The organism is Streptomyces sp. NBC_00223 (assembly GCF_036199905.1).
Lineage (GTDB): Bacteria > Actinomycetota > Actinomycetes > Streptomycetales > Streptomycetaceae > Actinacidiphila.
In genome coordinates, this window is the sequence record NZ_CP108109.1 from 4,753,011 (window position 1) to 4,775,150 (window position 22,140).

Genomic DNA, 22,140 nt, shown 5'->3' on the forward strand with positions numbered 1-22,140 from the left:
TGCCTGAACGCCCCGCGCCGAACTCCGGCCGGGGCGTTCGGCGTTGACGGACCGGGTGATGTCGGTGCGGTGTGGGAAATGTCGGGCTAAGCATCCACTGAGGAGAGTTCCTGCATGGCAAGATGTTGCCATCGGCGGACTGCCGTCGCTGGTGCGGGGCCTTCCTATATTCGATGGCATGACCAATCTGGAGCAGGCCCCCACGGCCACGGATTCGGGGCGATGGCGGGAGTCGGCCGTCGACGCGGCGCTGGCACTGTGCCGTGAGAGGGCTTTCCACGAGTTCGACATCTCCGACATCGCCGCCCGAGCCGGGGTGGACGTGGAGACCCTGCACAGTCGGTGGCCGGACCGGAAGCTGCTGGTCGCCGAGGCGCTGCTGGGTTCGGTCGCACCCCGGATGACCTTCGGCGCCACCGGCGATCTGACCGTGGACCTCCGCGCGCAACTGGCCGCCACGATCGAGGTGTTCGCCGACCCGCACATCGGACCGCATCTGGTGGCGCTGACCGCCGAGGCGTCGCGTGACCAGCGGCTGGCCGGCTTCTTCCTCAAGCACGTCTTCGGCCCCAACCGCGCCGCCGCCCGCGCCCGTTTCGAACTGGCTCAGGAGCAGGGCCAGTTGAGGACGGACCTGGACCTGAACACGGCCGTCGACATGGTCTTCGGCCCGATCTGGTTCCGGTTGCTTCTCAACACCGGTCCGCTCACCGCCGATCTGGCGGACTCGCTCACCGAACACGCCCTGCGCGGTCTGGCTCCCCGACCGGAGACCGGCGCGCCCTCCGGAAGCAGCCCGGCATGAGCAACCTCGAATCCAGCGCGTCCAGGTCCTCGGTGTCCGGCGGCGAGAAAGTCGCCGAATACCTCGACGGGCGCCTCGGCATCTACAAGGCCAAGGGTCTGATCCGCAAGGTCTTCCCCGAACACTGGTCCTTCATGTTCGGCGAGATGGCCCTCTACAGCTTCATCATCCTGATCCTCACGGGCATCTACCTCACGCTGTTCTTCAAGCCGGGCATGAACGAGGTCGTCTACCACGGCTCGTACCTGCCCATGCACAACGTGCACATGTCCGAGGCGTACGAGTCGACCCTGCGGATCAGCTTCGACGTCCGGGCCGGCCTGATGGTCCGCCAGATCCACCACTGGGCCGCCCTGATCATGATCGGGGCCACCTGCTGCCATCTGCTGCGGCACTTCTTCACCGGCTCGTTCCGCCGCCCCCGTGAGCTGAACTGGGTCATCGGCTTCGTGATGCTGATCCTGCTCATTCTTGAGGGCTTCGCCGGCTACTCGCTGCCGGACGACCTGCTCTCCGGTACGGGTCTGCGGATCGCCGAAGGCGTCGTGCTCGCCATGCCGCTGGTCGGCTCGTATCTGTCGTCCTTCATGTTCGGCGGGGAGTTCCCAGGCCACGACGTGATCGGCCGGCTCTACTCCGTGCACATCCTGCTGGTGCCCGGCATCCTGCTCGGCATGGTCGTGGTGCACGTCGTGATGGTCGGTGTCCACAAGCACACGCAGTTCCCCGGCCCGGGCCACACCGAGAAGAACGTGGTGGGCCAGCCTCTGCTGCCGGTGTACGTGGCGAAGGCGGGCGGCTTCTTCTTCCTGGTGCTGGGTGTCATCGTGGCCAGCGCGGCGCTGGTCCAGATCAACCCGATCTGGTTGTTCGGCCCTTATCGCCCGGACCAGATCTCGGCCGGTTCGCAGCCCGACTGGTACATGGGCTTCCTCGAAGGCGCGCTGCGCATCTTCCCGAACTGGGAGATCGAGGCGTTCGGCCATACCCTCGCCCTGAACATCCTGGTGCCCGCCATGGTGGTGCCGGGCCTGATGGCCGGTGTGCTGCTGCTGTGGCCGTTCCTGGAGTCCTGGGTCACCGGGGACCGCCGTGAGCACCACCTGCTGGACCGGCCGCGCGACCACCCGACGCGGACCGCGTTCGGCGTCGCCTGGTGCGCGCTGTATCTGCTGTTGCTCTTCGGCGGTGCCAACGACATTCTCGCCGACCGCTTCCACCTGTCCATCAACGAGATCACCAACGTGGTCCGGGTCACCGTCTTCGTGGTGCCGCCGCTGGTGTACATCGCCACCCGGCGGATCTGCCTGGGCCTCCAGCGGCGCGACCGCGACAAGGTCCTGCACGGCCGGGAGACCGGCATGATCCACCGGCTGCCGCACGGCGAGTACATCGAGATCCACGCGCCGCTGCCGACCCAGTCCGTCTTCACCCTGGTCTCCCGCGAGGTCGTCAAGCCGCTGCCGAAGCCGGTCGCCGAGATCGACGGCGTCCGCAACCCGAATCTGCGGCGCGACCGCGTACGGTACCGGCTCAGCCGCTGGCTGTACGGCAACCAGGTCGAGCCGCCGACCCGGGCGGAGTACCACGAGGCCCTGTCCCACAACGGGCACGCGAACGGGCACCTCAACGGTCATGGGAACGGTCAGGTGAACGGCCACGCGAACGGTCACGCGGCTCTGAACGGCCAGGGGACGGACGGCGGTTCGCCGACCGCCGTGGCGGTGGTCCCCGCGGCGCGCGAGGAGAGCGGCGTTCCCGCGGAGCACGGCCGGGAGTCGGGGTCGCCCGAGTAGCCGTCTCCTTCTGGACGCCTTGCGTGGCAGCACGCTCGGCGGCACCCGGGCCCGGTGAGCGGGTCCGGGTGCCGCCGTGTCCGGGCCCGGTGGTCCCCGCGTCTGCGGGGCGGCCACCGGGCCCGCGGCGTTCCGGCCTCTGCGGGCGGCCGTACGGCTTCGGGCGGCCCGCGGGCAGCCGGTCGACGGGCCTTTGCCATAGGGCTGTCAGGGGCGTTGCTATAACACCCGTCCGGCCGCCGGGCCGCACACTCCGCATGCGGTGAGGAGCACCGCCCAGGATTGTGGAGGGCCACGATGAGCAAAGCGAGCAGGTACTGGCAGTTTGTCGACGGGCTGGCGGCGGTCGGCAGGATCTGGGTGCCCGTCCCCACGCCGGACCTGCCGATCGCGGAGGCGGTCGCCGCCGCGTCGGGCGGCCCGGCCCCCGGCCACCCCGAGCGCTGGAACCCGGACGCGCGCATGCCCAGAAAGCAGCGGGCGCTGTGGCGGCAGCTGGCCGCCGACCAGGAGGACACTCCGCGCCTTAGCCGGGCTTAAGGGGGGACCGCGCAGACTTCTCGTGCCCCTTCCGCAGCCTCCGCCGCCGGATCGGCCGGACCCCCGCCGGGTGGTCCGGCGGCGCGGGTACGGAAGGCGACCGGACGGCCGTCCGGTCGCCGTCGGCTCGACGGGTCGCCCACGCGGGTCGAGGGGGCCGGACCTCCGGGGACGGTCCGGGTCGCATCCGGCCGGCTCGACCGCTCCCGCAACCGACTCCCTTCGGCGCGGCGCCCGACGGGACGGCGCCCGAGGGGACCGCGAAAGGTGATCCCATGCGCAGACACCTCCCCTCGCGCCGAGCCGTGGAGCGCATCACCAGCGCGCGGCCGAGTCTGAGCGAGGATGTGCACGGCCGTCAGCGGCGCTATATGTTCGCCATGGTGGTGCGGGTGGCGTGTCTGGCCGCCGGAGTGGCGTGCTGGCACAGTCTGCGGGTGCTCGCGCTGATCATGCTGGCGGGCGGTGCGGTCATTCCGTTCGTCGCGGTGGTGTTCGCCAACGGCGGTCGCGCGAGGCCCTCTTCGGGACCGGCCGCCGTCCCGGCGTCCGCAGGTGGCCCCCGGGCCGCGTCGACCGAGGTGGTCGTGCACACCCCGACCGCCGTCGTGCCGGGCCCGCCCCCGTCGCCCGACCCCGAGGCCCAGGTCCCGCCGGCGGCGCCGTTGGAGGGCCGCGTCATCCGCTGGGACGAAGCATGCTGACCTCCGGCCCGCCCCCAACCCCGCCACCCCCCACGCCTCGGACACAGGCCCCAGACCCGGCCGCGGACGCGGTCTCGATCAGGCCCCCGACCCAGGCCGCAGGCCCGGCCCCAGCGGGGGCCGTTGACCCGGTACAGGCCGTGGGCCCTGGCTGCCCAGTGGCTCCGAGCCGGGCCCTGCCCCCGGATTCGCCGCAGGTCGTACCTGCGGGGCCGAGCCCGACACCGGTCGCGGTCGCGGGCCCGGCGGAGGCCGTTGACCCGGCACGGGCTGTCGGTCCTGGCAACCTCGGCGTGCCGGAACGGAGTTCGGCTGAGCCGCCTGGTATCTCTCAGGCCACGCCTGCTGGCCCGGGCCCGATCGCGTCCCCGGCCCCGACGCAGGGCCCGACCCCGGCCGCAGGCCGGGCCCCGGCGGGGGCCGTTGAGGCCGCCAACTCCGCGGTTCCGAGTTCGGGGCCGGCCGGGGCCCCGGGCCTGGCACCGACCGCCGACCCTGCCGGGGGCGATGGCGGTGGGGTGGCGCAGGCGGTCAGTGCTGGGGTGGTGGCCGCGGTGGTCGGCTTCGCCGGATCGTTCGCGCTCGTGCTCACCGGGCTGCACGCGGTGGGGGCCGACAGCCGGCAGGCGGTGTCCGCGCTGCTGACGCTGTGCGTCGCGATGGGCCTGCTGTCCGCGTGGTTCGCCGTGCGCCACCGCCAGCCGATCAGCATCGCCTGGTCCACCCCGGGCGCGGCCATGCTCGCCGCGGTGGGCGGGCACTCCGGCGGATACCGGTACGCGGTCGGCGCATTCGCCGTCGCGGGCGTCAGCTACGCGGTGAGCGGCGCGTCCGAACGGGTCCGGCGCGCGCTGGCCGCGATTCCCCCGGGCGTGGCGACCGCGATCCTGGCCGGCATCCTGCTCCCGCTGTGCCTCGCGCCGATCCGGGCCGTGGCGACGATGCCCGACCTGGCCGGACCCGTACTCGTCGTGTGGGCGCTGGCGCTGCGCTGGGCCCGCCGCTGGCAGGTCCCGCTGGCGCTGCTCACCGCGATCGCCGTCGTGCTCGTCGAACGCCCGCTGCCGCACCTGACGGCCGCCACCGTACTGCCGGAACCGACGTTCACCCTGCCCGCGTTCAGTGTCGGCGCGCTCGTCGGACTCGCCCTGCCGCTGTACATCGTCACCATGGCGTCCCAGAACGTACCGGGCCTGGCCGTGCTCGCCCACTACGGCTACCGGCCGCCCACCCGGTCGGTCCTGCTGGCCGGCGGGACGGCCACCGCGCTGGGCTCGTTCAGCGGGGCGTTCAGCCTCAACCTCGCCGCGAGCACGGCCGCGCTGATGGTCGGCCCCGGCAGCCACGCCGACCCCCGCAAACGCTGGATCGCCTCGCTCAGCGCGGGCGCGGCCTATCTGGTGTTCGGCGCCGCCGCCGGGATGTTCGCCGTCCTGCTGGGGGCCGCGCCCGCGCTGCTCTTCCAGGCGGTGGCCGGTCTGGCGCTGCTCGGCACCTTCGCCTCGGCGATGACCACGACGCTGACCGGTTCCGCCGACGCGACCGCCGGTGTGGCGGCCTTCCTGACCACCGCGTCGGGCGTGAGCGCCTGGCAGATCGGCTCGCCGTTCTGGGGCCTGCTGGTGGGCCTGGCGGTCCACTTCCTGCTGCCCCGGGCGCCCGTGCCCGTACCGGCGCCCGCACCCGCCGTAACGCCGTCCGCCCGGCAGCCCGCCGCCCGGCAGCCGTCCGTACCGGAGCCGCCCGCCGCGGACCGGCGCTGACCGCACCCCGCCGGGGCCCGCCCCGGCGCCCGGACCTGCTGCAAGCACCGCTTTAGCACCCACCGACGATGCTGGGCGCAGCCGCTGCCGCACGGTGGCCGGACGCTACCGAGGGACGACCATGCCGCGCCACACGACGTTCATCCCGCTGCCGCGCGCCCCGGCGCCGGAGCGCGGCGACGCCGGCGCCCCTGGCCTCCCGACCGCCGGCGGCCGCGACGGCCGGCGGGCCGCGCCGGCCGCGCCACCCCGACCGCGAGGACCTGGGCGTCTGACCGATCCCGACGGCACCGTGGAACCGGAGACGGAGACATTCACGTGAGCGAAGGAACAATCGAGGTCTGCATCATCGGCGCCGGCCCGCGTGGCCTCTCCGTCCTGGAGCGGCTGTGCGCGAACGGATACGAGCAACTGGCCGGCACCGAACTGGTCGTCCACGTGGTGGACGACCGGCCCCCCGGCGCCGGCGCGGTGTGGCGCACCGACCAGCCTCCCCAGCTGCTGATGAACACCGTCAGCTCGCAGGTGACGATCTTCACCGACACGACCGTCGAGATGGCCGGCGTGCTCAGGCCGGGGCCGAGCCTGTACGAATGGGCGTCGTTCCTGCGGCTGATGGGCCCGCTCGGCCTGCTGGACCACGGCTGGGAGTACCCGGAAGAGGTCTACACCGAAGCCTGCGCGCTGACCCCCGACTCGTACCCCACCAGGGGCTTCTACGGTCACTACCTGCACTGGGCGTTCCGCCGGGTGGTACGCGACGCGCCCGCGAACATCCGGGTGGAGGTGCACCCCTGCCGGGCCGCGCGGCTGCGCGACGAGGGCGACGGCCGGCAGGTCGTCACGCTCGACGACGGCACCTCGATTCCGGGCCTGCACGCCGTCGTGCTCGCCCAGGGCCACCTGCCGGTCGAACCCGGCGCCGACGAGCGCGCGCTCGCGGCCTTCGCCGTCGCCCGCGGACTGACGTATCTGCGCCCGGAGAACCCCGCCGACACCGATCTGTCCGCGCTGACCCCCGGACAGCCGGTCGCGCTGCGCGGCCTCGGCCTCAACTTCTTCGACCACCTGGCGCTGCTCACCCTCGGCCGCGGCGGCGCCTTCGTCCGCGCCGACGACGGCACCCTGCGCTACCGGCCCTCCGGCCTGGAGCCGCGGCTGTACGCGTCGTCGCGGCGCGGCCTGCCGTACCAGTCGCGCGGCCGCAACCAGAAGGGCGCGCACGGGCGGCACGAGCCGCTGATCCTCAACCCCGCGACGATCGAGACGCTGCGCAAGACCGACGGCGGGCTGGACTTCCGCCGGGACCTGTGGCCGATCGTCGCCAAGGAGGCCGAGACGGTCTACTACAGCGCGCTGCTGGCCCGGCGTGAGTGCACCTGCGAGGTGGACCGGTTCCGTACGCGCTATCTGGACGCTCCCGGCGGTTCGGCCGAGGAGACGGGGGTGCTCGACGCCTTCGGTATCGGCGCGGACGACCGGTGGGACTGGGACCGGATCGCCCGGCCGTACGCCGGCCGTACCTTCGACTCCCCGGCGGACTACCGCGGTTGGCTGCTCGGCCTGCTGCGGGACGACCTCGTCGCCGCCGAGGAGGGAAACATCGACGGCCCGGTCAAGGCGGCCCTGGACGTGCTGCGCGACCTGCGCAACGAGGTGCGGCTCGTGGTCGACCACGGCGGCCTCACCGGGCGCTCGCACCGGGACGACCTGGAGCGCTGGTACACCCCGCTCAACGCCTTCCTGTCCATCGGGCCGCCCGCCCTGCGCGTCGAGCAGATGATCGCGCTGATGGAGGCGGGCGTGCTGGACGTGCTCGGGCCCGACATGCGGGTCACGCCCGACGAGGAACAGGGCGTCTTCACCGTCGAGTCGAGGGCCGTGCCGGGTTCGATGGTCCGGGTCACCGCGCTCATCGAGGCGCGGCTGCCGGACATCGACCTGCGCCGGACCACCGACCCGCTGCTGCGCGACCTGCTCGACACCGGGCAGTGCCGCCCGTACACGATCCCGGACCCCGAGCTGGGCGACTACCAGACCGGCGGCCTGGCGGTCACCGAGCGGCCGTACCAGGTGATACGCGGCGACGGCACGCCTCATCCGCGCCGGTTCGCCTACGGCGTCCCCACCGAGTCCGTGCACTGGGTGACCGCCGCGGGGGTGCGTCCCGGCGTCAACTCGGTGACGCTGGGCGATTCCGACGCCATCGCGCTCGCCGTGCTGGGCCTCGCCGCCGCGGTGGCCGGGTCCGACACCGCGCGGGTCCGACCCCTGCCCATCCGCTAGGAGCACCGGTGACCACGTCACGCCAGAGCACGGAGGAGTACGTCCTCGACCCTGTGCCGGGGGCCGGGCTTTCCGAACCCGCCGTGCCCGACCGGCCGGACGCGGTCGCCGAAGCCGAAGCCGAAGCCGCCCTGGACACCGGTCTGTTCGCCCCCGTGCGGGCCGGTGTCCCGACCGAGGCCGCCACCGGGGACCTGGCCTGCTTGCAGGCCATGCTCGACACCGAGGCGGCGCTTGCCCGCAGTCAGGCCGTGCTCGGTGTCGTACCGGAAAGCGCCGCCCGCGTGATCACCGCACTCGCCCGCGCCGAGCGGTTCGACCTGGCCGCCCTGGCCGTCGCGGGCCGCGACGCCGCCAACCCCGTCGTACCGCTGGTGCGCGCGCTGACCCGGCTGGTCGCCGCCGAGGACCCCGACGCGGCGCACTACGTCCACCAGGGGTCCACCAGTCAGGACGTGCTCGACACCGGGCTGATGCTGGTCGCGTCGCGCACGCTCGCCCTCGTCCTGGCCGATGTGTCCCGGACCGCCGCCGCCCTGGCGGCGCTCGCCCGCCGGCACCGCGACACCCCCATGGCGGCCCGCACGCTGGGACAGCACGCCGTGCCCTCCACCTTCGGCCTCAAGGCGGCCGGCTGGTTGCAGGGCGTCCTCGACGCGGAGGAGGAACTGCTGCTCCTCCAGGACCGGCTGCCGGTCCAGCTCGGGGGAGCGGCGGGCACCTTGGCGGGCTATCTGGAGTACGCCCGGCTGCACGCGCCCTCCCCGGCCGAGGCCGACCGCTGCGTGGAGCAGCTGCCAGGACTGCTCGCCGCCGAACTCGGCCTGGCCGAGCCACTCGTGCCCTGGCACACCGTCCGTACCCCGCTCACCGCCCTGGGCTCCGCGCTCGCCCGGCTCGGTGCCGCGCTCGGCACGATCGCCGCCGACGTCCAGCTGCTGTCCCGCACCGAGACGGGCGAGTTGGCCGAACCGGCGGCGGACGGCCGCGGCACGTCCTCCGCGATGCCGCACAAGCGCAACCCGGCGCTGTCCGCGCTGATCCGCTCGGCGTCGTATCAACTGCCGTCCCTCGCGGCCACGTTGTTCCAGGTCGCCGTGCACGACGACGAGCGGCCCGCGGGGGCCTGGCACGCCGAGTGGCAGCCGCTGCGCGACAGCCTGCGGCTGGCCGGCGGCGCCGCGCACACCGCGGCCGAACTCACCGAGGGCCTGGTCGTCCACTCCGAACGCATGGGCGCCAACCTGGAGTTGAGCGGCGGCCTGGTGGTCTCCGAACGGCTCGCCGCCGTGCTCTCCACCGACCTGGGCCGGGTCCGCGCCAAGGCCGTGGTGAGCGAGGCGTCGGCGGCCGCCGCCACGGCCGGCCGCCCGCTCGCAGAAACGCTCGCCGACCACGACGCGCTCAAAGGTGTGCGCACCCCCGACGAACTGGCCGAACTGTGCGCGCCCGCCGCGTACACCGGTGTCGCCGGACGGCTCGTGGACCGGGTGCTCGACCGCTTCGCGCGCACCCGGCCCTGCGGCGCGGCCTGACCGGAACGGACGGCACCACGCGATGGCCACGACCACGACCGGGCGGACCGCGCAGGCGGGCGCGGAGGTGCCCCGGCACCCCCTTCCGCCGGACCGCACCGAGCCCCGGGCCGGCCGCGGCACACCGCTGAGCCCGGTCCCGGTCCGGTCGCCCGCGCACCCGGCTCCGCCGCTCCCGCGCGCACTTCGGGCCCGGTCACCGCACCGACCAAGGAGTCACGCCATGACCGATCGCCACGTCGGGACCGATCAGCTCGCCGCCGAGCTGCGGGGCTGGCTCACCGACCGCATCGCGGCCTACGTGGGGCGGACCGCCGCCTCCATCGAGGAGTCGGTGCCGCTCGTCGACTACGGCGTCGACTCGGTGTTCGCGCTGATCCTGTGCGGCGACCTGGAGGACGAACTGCGCCTGTCTGTGGGGCCCACCCTGGTGGGGGACCACCCCACGGTCGCCGCTCTCGTACGCCACCTCACGCCGCTGCTGGCCCTCGTAAGTGACGGAGAGTGCTGATGGGTGAAGGACGGCTTCGGTGAGCGGACGCCGCGAATTCCCCCATTGCCAGGACGAGCCGCTGGCTGTCCGCGCCACCCCGGCCGACTGGGCCCTGGCGCGCGCCGAGCTGTCCGCCCGGGGCACCGTCGTGCTCTACGCGCGGCCGTCCGACTGGGCGGCCGAGCCCGACGACGAGCGGCCGGTCAGGGAGCGGCTGGGCCAGGACTGGTCGCGCTACCTGGAGTTGGCGCACCCGGAGGTCGCGCTGCGCTTTCTGTTCTCGCGCCGGCTGCTGACCTCGGTCGGCGCCGAGGTGGTCGGCGGCAGTCCGGAGGCGCTGGAAGTGCGCTACGGGCCCACCGGGCGGCCGTACTTGCGCGGCCGCGAGGACATCGACATCAGCGTCAGCCACACCGACGGGCTGACGGTGGTCGGGATGACCACCCGGGGCCTGGTCGGCGTGGACGTCCGACGGGCCGACCACCCGCTGGACGAGAGCAGGCTCGCCTCCCACGTCTGCACCCCGTACGAGCTGATGTCGCTGACGGCGCTGCCCGCGGCCGAACGGAACGCCACCCTGCTCCAGTTGCTGACACTGAAAGAGGCGTACAGGAAGGCGGTCGGCCAGTCGGCGCGGTTCCGCTTCAACGAGTTCGGCTTCGGGCCGGACGGTGAACCCGTACGAATGCACCGGCCCGACGGGACATCCGGCCCCGGTACTGAGTGGGCGTTCCGCTCGTTCCTGGTGGACGGTCCGCACCGGATCAGTGTCGCGGTCTACGACGCGGGACTCACCGCGTCGTAGACCGCAGACCGGTGGGTACCGGCGCCCGGACGGGGGCGCGGTGCCTACCGGGTGTGCGCGTTCACTCGTCGTGGGCGAGCGTGTCCAGCAGTCCGGCCCGGGTGATTTCCACCCCGGCCTGGAAACGGCTCGACGTTTCGAATTTCTCCATGATCTCGGCGATGTGCCGACGGCACGTGCGCACGGACATGCCGAGCCGCCTGGCTATCATTTCGTCCTTGAACCCCTTGGCCATGAGCCGGATTATCGCCAGCTTCATGTCCTCGTTGATCGAGTCGCTGACCTCCGTGTTGGGGTTGAAGGGCATTGCCGAATTCCAGAGATGTTCTAAAACGGCGCACAGATACCCCACGAGCGTCGGTTCCCGAACGATGACCGCGCCGGGGGCACGGCCGACCACATTCCGCTCGGGCAGGAAAGCGACTTCGTGATCGTAGATGATCATCCGGTCGATCACCTCGTCCGTGGTCCGGATCTCGGCGCCCAGTGCGGTGGCGTCGGCGACGTACGCCCGGGTGGCGAGGTCGCTGCGGGCCGGGTGCTGGTAGATCGTCCGCATCTTGACGCCGCGTTCCAGGGCCGCGCTCAGCGGGCTGCGGACCGCGGAGAGCAGGGCCGCGGGCCGCGCGCCGCCGGGCTGCACGGTCATTAACTCCGACGTGCAGCGGTGCGCGTAGTCGTTGAGCATCGCCTGCACCATCGAGACATCGGATATGACGTCGAAGGCCTCGACCCGATTGCGCTCCCGCCGGTCCTCGAAATACGTGGGGGCGAGCGACATCAATCGGGTGCGTATCTCCATGACCGCGAACTGAAGGTTGCGGATCTGCTCCTCCGTCGGCCCGACCAGCTCCGAGGTGGCCGTCGCGGGCCCCACCGGTACGAGTATGTCCGGAAAACCCGGCATCGGGTGGATGAGGCGCAGGTTGCGCAGTACCCGCTCGATACGGTCGATATCGGCCGTATCGAGCTTCAGCTCAGTGCTCAGGGCCTCGGCTGAAAATCTGCCGAGCCGCACCGCGTGTCGGTATGCGAGAACGCTTGCGTCGTCTAATTCCGTAAATCCATTCTCATTGTGATAGTCCCCCGATAGCATGCGCGATGCAATTCCTTTCGTGAGGTGCACTGTTCGTGGGTGACTATACACAAGAGCGCCTGGGTAAGGTATATGACTTACCCGCGATTCATCTCAGCTGTTGCGGGCGGCGCGAGGCCGGTCATGAGCTCCGGCGGCCGCCGCCGCGGCCGGCGTACCCGGCGGGCGTGATCACCGCCTCGCCGGCCCGCGTCGCGCCGGTCGTCATGGCCCCTCGCCGCCCCAACGGGCGTGCGGTGTACGCGGAGTGAGCACTCGCCGGGCCCGCGGGCGCGGCGTGCCTACCGATCGGTCAGTCCCGCCGGGCCCCGAGTCCCCGTACCGCGCGGGCCGACCCGCCCGGTCGCCGCGGGCGCCCTCGCGCGGCAACGCCCCCCGTGCGCAAGGGGCGCGCGGCGCGGGAGCGGAATCGGCGAATCGCGATCAAGCGAAATCACCTCAACCCGACCTGTCAGGGCCGCAGTTACCCCGGCGATATGAAATGCGGCCGAATTCCCCCTTCTCCGTCAAACGACCCGGGGAGCACGTCACACCATTATCCAGCGCCACTCCCGCCACCCCGATCCCAGCGTCGGCGTGATCAACTCATGACGTGCGGCATTGGCCCCGGGGCCCCTCGAACTTGATGCCATGCAACTTTTCTGCGCTCGGCTGGCGTAGCTCTGCCGTCCGGCCGGGAGCACTCTGATTCCGCGGCCCGATCGATCTCCGGACGGGCGGTATCGGCTTTACGCAAAGTCGTTTCGTGGAGAGTTGTCTCACCAACAGGGGGCTGAAATGCAGTTTGTGCAGATCAAGGACAAAGTCATCGGCAGACTCCTGCCCGTGCTGGCCGTCTCGGCCGTCATAGCGGGCGTGCAGATTCCGGCCCACGCCGCCGGCGGCGGCCCGGCCGTGCCCACGCCGCACCCGACCGTGAAGCCGACCGGCTACGGCCCCGACGACATCGGCTGGGGCTGACCGGTAGCCCGGGCCGGAGCCGGCCCGGGCACCCCTCGCCCGTGTCCCGCGGACGATGCCCGGTGCCGCTCCTTCCGGTACGGCGGCGTGGCGGCGGCCGCCGGAGCTCATGACCGGCCTCGCGCCGCCCGGGACAGCTGGGACGACCGGCGCGACGCGGGCCGGCGAGGCGGTGATCACGCCCGTCGGGTACGTCGGCGCCGGGCCGTCCGCGACAGGCCGGTCCCGGCCTCAGGCCGCCAGGCTCCGCACGCGCTCACGGGCGCGGCGCTCCGCGGTCTGAATGTCGGCCAGGGCGAGGGGAGTCGAGGGCGCGGCGGCCGCGACGTCGTCGAGCACCTTCGCCACCGTGTCCACGATGCCGGTGAACGGTACGGCGCCGTCGAGGAAGAGCCGCACGCACTCCTCGTTGGCGGCGTTGAAGACCGCCGGGGCCACGCCGCCGGCCCGGCCCGCCCGCCGCGCCAGGTCCACCGCGGGGAACGCCTCCCCGTCGAGCGGGAAGAACTGCCAGGTTCCCGCGGTGGACCAGTCGCAGGCGGGTGCCGCGTCCTCGACGCGCCCGGGCCAGCCGAGACCGAGCGCGATCGGGACGCGCATGTCGGGCGGGCTGACCTGGGCCAGCGTCGAGCCGTCGGTGTACTCGACCATCGAGTGCACCACCGACTGCGGATGGACCACGACGTCGATCCGGTCGAGCCCGATGCCGAAGAGCAGCCCGGCCTCGATCACCTCAAGGCCCTTGTTCACCATCGTCGCCGAGTTCACCGTCACCAGCGGACCCATGGACCAGGTCGGGTGCGCCAGGGCCTCGGCCGGGGTGACCCGGTCGAGCGAGGCGCGGTCGCGGCCGCGGAACGGCCCGCCGCTCGCGGTCAGCACCAGCCGGCGGACCTCGGCGCGGGAGTTGCCCGCCAGGCACTGGAAGAGCGCCGAGTGCTCGGAGTCGACGGGTACGACCTGTCCGCGCCGGGCCAGCCGCTCGACCAGCGGCCCGCCGGCGACCAGCGACTCCTTGTTCGCCAGCGCCAGCGTCCTGCCCGCCTCCAGCGCGGCCAGCGTCGGGGCAAGGCCGACCGAACCGGTCACGGCGTTGAGGACCGTGTGGCACTCGGCGCCCGCCAGTTCGGTGGCGGCGTCCGGCCCCGCCACGATCCGCGGCAGCGGCCGGCCGTCCGCGTACCGCCGCAGCTCCTCCGCCAGCGCGGGCCCGGCCTCGGCCCGTGAGGTGCCCACCTGGGAAACGCCCAGGTCCAGCGCCTGCCGGGCCAGCAGCGCCAGATTCCCTGTGCCCGCCGCCAGCGCGACCACTCGGAAGCGGTCGGGGTTACGGGTCACCACGTCGACCGCCTGGGTGCCGATCGACCCGGTCGCGCCCAGGACGACCAGCTCGCGCGGGCCGCTGTCCGGCGGTACGGCGGCCAGCGGATCGGCCATCGGGCCGCGCGTCGTCGTGGTGGCGGTCGTGTCAGTGCCGGCCGTGTCCCTCATACGACACCGCCCGCCGACTCGGCCACGACCGGGTGGTCGGCGGCGAGCGGCCCGTGGCCCGACGCCCCGCCCGGGGAGCCGACCGCGTCGAAGAACTCCGCGTTCGCCCGCTGGAACGGCGCCCACTCGGTCGGCACGTCGTCCTCGTAGAAGATGGCCTCGACCGGACAGACCGGCTCGCACGCCCCGCAGTCCACGCACTCGTCGGGGTGCACATAGAGCATCCGCGGGCCCTCGTAGATGCAGTCGACCGGGCACTCCTCGACGCAGGCCCGGTCCTTGACGTCGACACAGGGCTCGGCGATCACGTAGGTCATACGGTGCTCCTGGAGTGGGGACTCGCGGGGCTGGCGGCGGCGGGGCGTACGGTCCAGGTGTCGCTGCCGGCGAGCATCGTGGACAGGTCGCCCTTGCCCTGCCGGACCACGGCCTGCTCCAACTGCTCGGCCATCTGCGTGTCGTAGACCGGCCGGTCGATGTCCCGCAGCACCCCGATCGGTACGGGGACCTGCTGACGGGCGAGCGCGAACGCCCGCGCGGGGTCGTCGGTACGGGCGTCGTGGACGACGACGCGGGACGCGTTGTCGGCGGTGACCGGCGCGGTGTGGAGGCGGCCGGACTCGTTGCAGAACATGCCCAGTCGGTGGTCCGGGGTCCCGAACAGGACGGGTTCGCCGTGCTCAAGGCGGATCAGCGCGCTCTCGGCGGTGGTCCGGTCCTTGAGCGCGTCGAAGGCGCCGTCGTTGAAGATGTTGCAGTTCTGGTAGATCTCCACCAGTGCCGTGCCCTGGTGGGCGGCGGCCGCGCGCAGTACGGACTGGAGATGGGCGCGGTCGGAGTCGATGGTCCGGGCGACGAAGGAGGCTTCGGCGCCGATCGCCAGGGCGAGGGGGTTGAAGGGTGCGTCCAGTGAGCCCATCGGTGTCGATTTGGTGATTTTGCCGATTTCGGAGGTGGGGCTGTACTGGCCTTTGGTCAGTCCGTAGATCCGGTTGTTGAAGAGCAGGATCTTGAGGTTGACGTTCCGCCGCAGGGCGTGGATCAGATGATTGCCGCCGATGGACAGGGCGTCGCCGTCTCCCGTCACGACCCACACACTCAGATCGCGGCGTGAGGTGGCGAGGCCGGTGGCGATGGCGGGGGCGCGGCCGTGGATGGAGTGCATGCCGTAGGTGTTCATGTAGTAGGGAAAACGGGACGAGCACCCGATCCCCGAGATGAACACGACGTTTTCCTTGGCGAGGCCGAGTTCGGGCATGAAGGACTGGACGGCCGCGAGGATGGCGTAGTCGCCGCATCCGGGGCACCAGCGGACTTCCTGGTCGGACTTGAAGTCCTTCATGCTCTGTTTGGCCTCGGCTTTGGGCACGAGTGCCAGTGCCTCAGACATGCGCACTCCCCTCGGGGCTCAGTTCCGTGATGGCCCGGGCCAGTTGTTCGGCTTTGAAGGGCAGTCCGGTGACTTGTGTGTATGAGTGGGCGTCGATCAGGTATCTGGCCCGGATGAGGTGGGCGAGCTGGCCGAGGTTCATTTCGGGGACGAGGACGCGGTCGTAGGCGGCCAGGATGTTGCCGAGGTTGGCGGGGAAGGGGTTGAGGTGGCGCAGGTGTGCCTGGGCGACGTGGCCGCCTTCTGCGCGGATACGGCGGACGGCTGCGGTGATCGGCCCGTAGGTCGAGCCCCACCCGAGCACCAGCGTGCGGGCCTCCCCACCGGGATCGTCGACTTCAAGGTCGGGGACTTTGATGTTGTCGATTTTGGCCTGGCGGGTGCGGACCATGAGGTCGTGGTTGGCGGGGTCGTAGCTGATGTTGCCGGTGCCGTCCTGTTTCTCGATCCCGCCGATGCGGTGTTCCAGGCCGGGGGTGCCGGGCACGGCCCAGGGCCGGGCGAGGGTCTCGGGGTCGCGGAGGTAGGGCCAGAAGGTTTCGCTGCCGTCCGCCTCGGTGTGGTTCAGCGTCGTGGCGAACTGCACCCGCAGGTCGGGGAGTTCGGCTACTTCGGGGATGCGCCAGGGTTCGGAGCCGTTGGCGAGGTAGCCGTCGGAGAGCAGGAAGACCGGCGTGCGGTAGGCCAGGGCGATGCGGGCGGCCTCCAGCGCTGCGGTGAAGCAGTCGGCGGGGGTTGCGGGGGCGATGATGGGGACGGGGGCTTCGCCGTTGCGTCCGTACATGGCCTGGAGGAGGTCGGCCTGTTCGGTTTTGGTGGGCAGGCCGGTGGAGGGGCCGCCGCGCTGGATGTCGATGATCAGCAGCGGCAGCTCCAGGGACACGGCCAGGCCGATGGTCTCGGATTTGAGTGCGACGCCGGGGCCGGAGGTGGTGGTGACGGCCAGGGCGCCGCCGAAGGCGGCTCCGAGGGCTGCGCCGATGGCGGCGATCTCGTCCTCGGCCTGGAACGTTCTGACGCCGAAGTTCTTGTGGCGGCTGAGTTCGTGGAGGATGTCGGAGGCCGGGGTGATCGGGTACGAGCCGAGATACAGCGGCAGTTCGCTCTGGGTGGAGGCGGCGATGAGGCCGTAGGACAGGGCGAGGTTCCCGGAGATGTTGCGGTACGTGCCGGCGGGGAAGGCGCTGGTGGCGGGCTGGACTTCGTAGGAGACGGCGAAGTCCTCGGTGGTCTCGCCGAAGTTCCACCCGGCGCGGTAGGCGAGGATGTTCGCTTCGGCGATGTCGGGTTTCTTCGCGAATTTTTTGCGGAGGAAGGCTTCGGTGCCGTCGGTGGGGCGGTGGTACATCCAGGAGAGCAGGCCGAGGGCGAACATGTTCTTGGCGCGTTCGGCGTCTTTTCGGGCCAGTCCGCTGTCCTTGAGGGCTTCCAGTGTCAGTGTCGTCAGCGGCACCGGGTGGACCGAGTACGCCTCCAGGGACCCGTCGTCCAGCGGACTGGCCGCGTACCCGACCTTCGTCATGGCGCGTTTGGTGAACTCGTCGGTGTTGACGATGATCTCGGCGCCGCGGGGGAGGTCGTGGAGGTTGGCTTTGAGGGCGGCGGGGTTCATCGCGACGAGGACGTTGGGTGCGTCGCCGGGGGTGAGGATGTCGTGGTCGGCGAAGTGGAGCTGGAAGGAGGACACGCCGGGGAGGGTGCCTGCGGGGGCGCGGATCTCGGCGGGGAAGTTCGGCAGGGTCGACAGGTCGTTGCCGAACGACGCGGTCTCCGAGGTGAAGCGGTCACCGGTGAGCTGCATCCCGTCACCGGAATCCCCGGCAAACCGGATGATCACCCGATCGAGACGAGTCACCCTCTTGCTGTGAGTGAGCACTGTCCTGGTCCTCCTGAAAGACCTCGCCGATGTGAGGGCCGTCCTTGCTTGCGCACCCCGGCGGAGTGCCGAGGGCGTGCCGCGCATGCTGGCAGTCGCCGCCTTTACGTCGACTAAAGATCGCGGCGCCGAACCCGCCACGAGGGCGGCGAAGTCGGCTGCCGCGGCCCGCGGTCCTCCTTTCAGAGGCGCTTAAGTGGCTGATTCGTACCGTGACCCCCAGTCCGGTGAGCCCGCCGCATGATTTCCGTGGTGCGGCTCGGTGTACGAAGGACGAGATTCCGGTCTGGCCTTCGAAGGGGGAACATGACGACTGAACTACGGCCGCCGCCGAATCCAGCTGTCACCGCGGAAGCCGGCGCTTCTCCCGCCGGCCGGCGGGAAGCCGCGCTCATCGGGCGGGAGCTTGAACTGATCGCCGTCCAGGGGAGGTTGCAGGACGCCACGGCGCGGTTGATCACCCTGACCGGTGCCGCCGGGGTCGGCAAGAGCAGCCTCGCCCACGCGGCCGTCCGTACCTCCGGCGGCCTCTTCGGACACCGCGTCGCCGTCCTGGACGTCCCCGCGTACGCCGCCCCCGCCGAACTGCTCGACCGGCTGGACCGCGCGGTCGCCGGGCTGGGCGGACCCGGGCGCGCGCTGCTCGTCCTCGACGGCGTGGAGGCCGCGATCGGGGTGATGGCCACCCGGGTCGCCGAACTCCTCGACCAGGAGGGACGGTTGACCGTGCTCGCCACCGGCCAGCAGGCGCTGGGCGTTTACGGGGAGCATCTGCTGCCGGTACTGCCGCTCGCCGTCCCCGGCCGCCTGACGGAGCCCGATGTCGTCGAGGTCCAGGAGAACCCGGCGGTGAAGCTGTTCGTGCAGCGGGCCCGCCGGGCCAATCCGCACTTCTGTCTGACGGCCGAGAACCTCGACGCGGTCATCGACGTCTGCAACGCGCTGGAGGGAGTCCCGCTGGTGCTGGAACTGGTGGCCACCCGGCTGCGGTTGTTCCCGCTGAACGAGCTGCCGTCCTGGCTGGAGCGCGGCGGCGACAGCCACATCCTGGGCCCGGTCGACGCCCCTCTGCGGCAGCGCTCCCTGCACGACATGGCCATGTGGAGCTGCCGCGGCCTCGACCCGGGACAGCTGCAACTGCTGCGTCAACTGGCCGTTTTCGAGGGCGGAATGACGCTGGCCGCCGCCGAGCGGGTCTCCCCGCTGCCGCCCCGGGCCACGTCCGAGGCCATCGAGGCCCTGCTCGACCGTCACATACTCCAACTGGACGAGCAGGCACACGGCGACAGCCGCCTCGCGATGCCCCGGACCATCCGCTGCCACGCCTTGCAGCAGTTGGAGGAGGAGGCGGCGCAGGAGATCCGGGATGTCCACGCCCGCTACTTCCAGAAGCTGATGCACACCGTCGAGGGCCGCTTCACCGGCTCGGAGCAGCAGCGCTGGCTCCAGGTGGCGGCGGCCGAGCACGACAACATCCGAGCCGCGCTCGGCCACCTGGAACGTACCGGCGACCGGCTCGAACACGCCGCCCTGCTGGCCGCGTGCCTGCGGCCGTGGCTGATCCGCGGCTGTGTCGAGGACGCGCTGCGGGAGTTCGACGCCGCCGCCGAGGAACTGCGGGGCTGGGACGGCGAGACCGCCGTACGCCTGCGGGCCCGGCTGTGCGACGGCGCCGGGCGGTTCGCGGCGGCGCGCGGCGACCACGACGGCGCCTCCCACCGCCACCGCAGGGCCGTCGCCCTGTTCAAGCAGTTACGCGACGCGCAGGCCGGAGCCCGCGCGTCGGCCCGGATGGGTCTGGCGCTGTTCCGTTGCGGTGACCGCGCGGTCGGCCAGTCGCTGCTCGGAGCCGCGCGTACGACGCTGGAGTCCCTGGGCGACACGACCGGCACCGCCGGCGCCGGGGTCGCGCTCGCGGAGGCGCTGCACGACGGCGGCCAGGCCCAGCACGCCGGTGAACTCCTCTCCCGCGCGATCCGTATCTACCGGCAGAACGGCGAGACCCGGGATCTGGCCTCGGCCCTCGTCCTCCAGGCCGGGCTGCATCTGCACAGCGACGACCAGGCCGCCGCGCGCGCCGCCCTGCGGGAAAGCCTCGGTCTGTACGACGCCATCGGCGAGCGCACCGACCTCCCGGCGGCCGTCGAGGCGTTCGCGCTCGTCATCCATGACACCGCAGGCCAACCCCAGCGCGCCGCAAGGCTGTTGGCGGGCGCCGACGCGCTGCGGCGGCAGTGCGGCAGCAAGGGGCCCGACGCGCTGTGGCACCGCGTGCGCGAGGCCGTGTACGGACTGCGCCGCCAACTGGGCTGGACGGTCTTCGCCGCCGCCTGGCAGGAGGGGGCCAGGCTGTGGCCGGCCGCGCTGGTCGCCGAGGCGCTGGCCGCGCTGGAGCCCGCGAACGCGCAGGGCGGCGCCCGTCCGGAGGCGTCCGTGCTGACTCCCCGTCAGCTCCAGGTGGCGCTGCTGGTCGCGGAGGGCATGACCAACCGCCAGGTCGCCACCCAGCTCTGCATCGCGGAGTGGACCGTCGTCAACCATGTGAGGCACATCATGCGCAAACTCGGATGCCACTCACGGATACAGGTGGCCTGGGCCGTGGGCAGGCGGGAGTGAACACCGAGCCCGACGGTCCCGGCCCGGCGGCGCTGGACGGCGGTGTGCCGCTGGCCGATCTGCTCGCCGCCGTACGACCGCCCGCCGACCTCGCCGAGCGTTTCCGGCAGCAGGGCTGGTGGCGTACGGACACGGTGCTGCACGACCTCTACCGGGGAGCCGCCGCCCACCCGGACCGGCCCGCCGTCATCGCCCACCGGGCCCACCGTCCGCCCACCGCGCGGACGGTGCGGCTGTCGTACGCCCAACTGGCCGGATACGTCGACCGGTTCGCGTACGCACTGGCCTCGCTCGGTATCCGGCCCGGTGACCCCGTCGCCTACCAGCTGCCCAACTGGTGGGAGTCCACCGCGCTGTTCTTCGCGTGCCTGCGGGTCGGGTCGATCGCCGTGCCCCTCCTGCCGACCTACGGCACCAAGGACATGCAGGCCGTACTGACCGCGGCGCAGCCCCGGTTGTGCGTCGTGCCCGATCTGTGGGGCGGCGCGCCGCTGGCCGAGGCCCTGGCCGACCTCGTGCCGCACCTGCCCTATCTGCGGCACCGGGTGGTCATCGGGGACGCCGCCGCGACGCGGGCGACCGACTTCGACTCGTACTTTGTGCACACCCCGCACGAGCGCCGCCGCAGCACCGGCTGGCTGCCGCTGCCGTCCGGCGCGGCGGACCGTACCTGCCTGATCGTCTCCACGGTGGGGCTGCGGGAGAGCCACGCGATGTTCATGCACTCCCCGAACACGCTCTACGCGTCGCTCAGTACGGTCGGCGGGAGTACGAGCGGGGGCGTCGGCGGCGGCTCGGGCGGTGCCCCGGCCGGTGCCGTGAGCGGTGCCGGGGACGGCGGCCCGGGGGACGCGCGGGTCTGTTACACCGCGCTGCCCGTGGCCTCCCTGCCGTCCTTCCTGCACGCGGTGATCGCCCCGATCGTCTCCGGCGGCACCTGCGTGCTCCAGGACGTCTGGGACCCCGCCACCGCCCTCGACCTGCTCGCGGACGGCGGGGTCGGGCACGCGTACGCCATGCCGCTGCACTGGTCGGAGCTGGCCGCCGAGCGGCAGCGGCGCGGCGGGCCGGAGCCCACCGCCCTGCGCCGGGCGCTGTCCGCCGACCCGGCGTCCACCACGACCCGGCTGGTCCGCCAGGTGCACGACGCGCTGCACGTGCCGTTGCAGGTGTCGTGGGGCACCCCCGAACTCGGCCTCGCCGCCGGCCCGCCCGAGGACACCGCCGCGGCCACGCCGGCCGGCACCTCCGACCCGGCCGCCGACCGTACGCCGTGGGGCGTGGAGACCGCGCTCGACCCGGTCGGGAACGACGGCCCGGGTACAGGCGGGGACGGGGACCTGTACCGGCTGCGGATGCGCGGCCCGTCCTCCTGCCTGGCGGTCTGGGGGCGCGGCCGGGACGGGCTGTCCCTGACCTGGGAGCACGAGAACGGCTGGCGGGAGACCGGCGAGCTGGTCAGCGTGGACGAACACGGTGAACTGCGGGTCGTCTCGCGGGACATCGGCGAGGTCGGCGGGCTGTTCCTGCTGCCGGTCGTGGAGATCGAGGACCGGCTGCTGCGGCATCCGGCCGTCCGCGAGGCCGCCGTCGTCGCCTACAACGACCCGCGTTACGGCGAACTCGCCTGCGCCGTCGTCGTCCCCGAGGGCGCCCCGCCCGACCTCAACAGCGTCCGCCGGCACCTGGCCGACCTCGGGGTGACCGAGGCCCATCTGCCGACGCGGCTCGAACTCGTGGGCGGCCTGCCGCGCAGCGACCATGGCGAGGTCAGACGCGGCGAGTTGAGCGACCGCCTCAACCGCCGTCCCCCGCCCCGCGCGAGGCCCCAGCGCCAGGCCCCCACGGAGCCCCCCGAGCCCTCGGCGTAGCGCCCGGCGGGCGGGCGAGCACAGGTTCGGCGAACGCCCGTCATGGGAGCGCTGCTTCGGGCCGCCCCCGGTCCGCCGGGGCCGCTCGGGCGGGCACCGGTCCGTCGACGCCG

17 protein-coding genes are annotated in these 22,140 nt (G+C 72.4%); 12 read left to right on the forward strand and 5 right to left on the reverse strand.

The genetic code is table 11. From position 1 onward, the window contains the following. The first annotated feature begins 178 nt into the window (after window positions 1-178). The 9 genes from OHA30_RS20115 (at window position 179) to OHA30_RS20155 (ending at window position 10,727) form a co-directional block, all read left to right on the forward strand. Complete coding sequence (locus OHA30_RS20115) at window positions 179-805, forward strand: TetR/AcrR family transcriptional regulator (RefSeq protein ID WP_328915249.1); 627 nt, start codon at window positions 179-181, stop codon at window positions 803-805. Further along, window positions 802-2,601, forward strand: coding sequence for a cytochrome bc1 complex cytochrome b subunit (gene qcrB, locus OHA30_RS20120; protein ID WP_328915250.1), 1,800 nt, complete (start codon window positions 802-804; stop codon window positions 2,599-2,601). Before OHA30_RS20115 ends, qcrB begins: the two co-directional genes overlap by 4 nt. Before the next feature lie 297 nt (window positions 2,602-2,898). After that, window positions 2,899-3,141 carry a DUF6059 family protein gene (locus tag OHA30_RS20125; protein ID WP_328915251.1) on the forward strand — a complete coding sequence of 81 codons (243 nt, stop codon included), beginning with the start codon at window positions 2,899-2,901 and terminating at the stop codon, window positions 3,139-3,141. A 275-nt stretch (window positions 3,142-3,416) separates the two neighbouring features. Continuing rightward, on the forward strand, window positions 3,417-3,845 hold the full coding sequence (locus tag OHA30_RS20130) for a DUF3099 domain-containing protein (protein ID WP_328915252.1): 429 nt from the start codon (window positions 3,417-3,419) through the stop codon (window positions 3,843-3,845). Window positions 3,846-4,363: 518 nt separating this feature from the next. Continuing rightward, the gene (locus OHA30_RS20135; RefSeq protein WP_328915253.1) at window positions 4,364-5,608 is read left to right on the forward strand and encodes a benzoate/H(+) symporter BenE family transporter; all 1,245 of its coding nucleotides are present in this window, start codon (window positions 4,364-4,366) and stop codon (window positions 5,606-5,608) included. A 318-nt stretch (window positions 5,609-5,926) separates the two neighbouring features. After that, window positions 5,927-7,894, forward strand: coding sequence for an FAD/NAD(P)-binding protein (locus tag OHA30_RS20140; RefSeq protein ID WP_328915254.1), 1,968 nt, complete (start codon window positions 5,927-5,929; stop codon window positions 7,892-7,894). Between the two features lie 83 nt (window positions 7,895-7,977). Next, window positions 7,978-9,429: a 3-carboxy-cis,cis-muconate cycloisomerase gene (gene pcaB, locus OHA30_RS20145; RefSeq protein ID WP_328917919.1), complete on the forward strand. Its 1,452-nt coding sequence runs from the start codon at window positions 7,978-7,980 to the stop codon at window positions 9,427-9,429. A 223-nt stretch (window positions 9,430-9,652) separates the two neighbouring features. Then, on the forward strand, window positions 9,653-9,940 hold the full coding sequence (locus tag OHA30_RS20150; protein ID WP_328915255.1) for an acyl carrier protein: 288 nt from the start codon (window positions 9,653-9,655) through the stop codon (window positions 9,938-9,940). Between the two features lie 19 nt (window positions 9,941-9,959). Continuing rightward, window positions 9,960-10,727, forward strand: coding sequence for a 4'-phosphopantetheinyl transferase family protein (locus OHA30_RS20155; RefSeq protein WP_328915256.1), 768 nt, complete (start codon window positions 9,960-9,962; stop codon window positions 10,725-10,727). Between the two features lie 61 nt (window positions 10,728-10,788). On the opposite strand, the gene OHA30_RS20160 is transcribed toward OHA30_RS20155, so the two are convergent. After that, window positions 10,789-11,745 carry a helix-turn-helix transcriptional regulator gene (locus OHA30_RS20160; protein ID WP_328915257.1) on the reverse strand — a complete coding sequence of 319 codons (957 nt, stop codon included), beginning with the start codon at window positions 11,743-11,745 and terminating at the stop codon, window positions 10,789-10,791. Between the two features lie 855 nt (window positions 11,746-12,600). Here OHA30_RS20160 and OHA30_RS20165 point away from each other — a divergent pair. Continuing rightward, entirely contained in the window at window positions 12,601-12,783 is a 183-nt protein-coding gene (locus tag OHA30_RS20165; RefSeq protein ID WP_328915258.1) for a hypothetical protein, read from the forward strand. A gap of 231 nt (window positions 12,784-13,014) precedes the next feature. Here the strand turns inward: OHA30_RS20165 and dxr are convergent, their stop codons facing one another. The 4 genes from dxr to OHA30_RS20185 are packed head-to-tail and all read right to left on the reverse strand — an operon-like array spanning window position 13,015 to window position 17,627. Next, entirely contained in the window at window positions 13,015-14,274 is a 1,260-nt protein-coding gene (dxr, locus tag OHA30_RS20170) for a 1-deoxy-D-xylulose-5-phosphate reductoisomerase (protein WP_405785535.1), read from the reverse strand. Continuing rightward, entirely contained in the window at window positions 14,271-14,591 is a 321-nt protein-coding gene (gene fdxA, locus OHA30_RS20175) for a ferredoxin (RefSeq protein ID WP_328915259.1), read from the reverse strand. Before fdxA ends, dxr begins: the two co-directional genes overlap by 4 nt. After that, window positions 14,588-15,664, reverse strand: a complete 1,077-nt coding sequence (locus tag OHA30_RS20180; RefSeq protein WP_328915260.1) for a 2-oxoacid:ferredoxin oxidoreductase subunit beta — start codon at window positions 15,662-15,664, stop codon at window positions 14,588-14,590. Before OHA30_RS20180 ends, fdxA begins: the two co-directional genes overlap by 4 nt. Further along, the gene (locus OHA30_RS20185; RefSeq protein WP_328915261.1) at window positions 15,657-17,627 is read right to left on the reverse strand and encodes a 2-oxoacid:acceptor oxidoreductase subunit alpha; all 1,971 of its coding nucleotides are present in this window, start codon (window positions 17,625-17,627) and stop codon (window positions 15,657-15,659) included. The genes OHA30_RS20180 and OHA30_RS20185 overlap by 8 nt, the downstream gene beginning before the upstream one ends. Window positions 17,628-17,846: 219 nt before the next feature. Here OHA30_RS20185 and OHA30_RS20190 point away from each other — a divergent pair, with 219 nt between their 5' ends. Both OHA30_RS20190 and OHA30_RS20195 read left to right on the forward strand, forming a co-directional pair. Further along, complete coding sequence (locus OHA30_RS20190; RefSeq protein ID WP_328915262.1) at window positions 17,847-20,156, forward strand: ATP-binding protein; 2,310 nt, start codon at window positions 17,847-17,849, stop codon at window positions 20,154-20,156. Continuing rightward, window positions 20,153-22,027: an AMP-binding protein gene (locus tag OHA30_RS20195; protein WP_328915263.1), complete on the forward strand. Its 1,875-nt coding sequence runs from the start codon at window positions 20,153-20,155 to the stop codon at window positions 22,025-22,027. The genes OHA30_RS20190 and OHA30_RS20195 overlap by 4 nt, the downstream gene beginning before the upstream one ends. The last annotated feature ends 113 nt before the right edge of the window (window positions 22,028-22,140 follow it).

Coding starts and splice junctions, on each gene's coding strand:
- OHA30_RS20115 (WP_328915249.1), top strand. CDS start 179: ATGACCAATCTGGAGCAGGCCCCCACGGCCACGGATTCGGGGCGATGG.
- qcrB (WP_328915250.1), top strand. CDS start 802: ATGAGCAACCTCGAATCCAGCGCGTCCAGGTCCTCGGTGTCCGGCGGC.
- OHA30_RS20125 (WP_328915251.1), top strand. CDS start 2,899: ATGAGCAAAGCGAGCAGGTACTGGCAGTTTGTCGACGGGCTGGCGGCG.
- OHA30_RS20130 (WP_328915252.1), top strand. CDS start 3,417: ATGCGCAGACACCTCCCCTCGCGCCGAGCCGTGGAGCGCATCACCAGC.
- OHA30_RS20150 (WP_328915255.1), top strand. CDS start 9,653: ATGACCGATCGCCACGTCGGGACCGATCAGCTCGCCGCCGAGCTGCGG.
- OHA30_RS20165 (WP_328915258.1), top strand. CDS start 12,601: ATGCAGTTTGTGCAGATCAAGGACAAAGTCATCGGCAGACTCCTGCCC.
- dxr (WP_405785535.1), bottom strand. CDS start 14,274: ATGAGGGACACGGCCGGCACTGACACGACCGCCACCACGACGACGCGC.
- fdxA (WP_328915259.1), bottom strand. CDS start 14,591: ATGACCTACGTGATCGCCGAGCCCTGTGTCGACGTCAAGGACCGGGCC.
- OHA30_RS20180 (WP_328915260.1), bottom strand. CDS start 15,664: ATGTCTGAGGCACTGGCACTCGTGCCCAAAGCCGAGGCCAAACAGAGC.
- OHA30_RS20185 (WP_328915261.1), bottom strand. CDS start 17,627: ATGCGCGGCACGCCCTCGGCACTCCGCCGGGGTGCGCAAGCAAGGACG.
- OHA30_RS20190 (WP_328915262.1), top strand. CDS start 17,847: ATGACGACTGAACTACGGCCGCCGCCGAATCCAGCTGTCACCGCGGAA.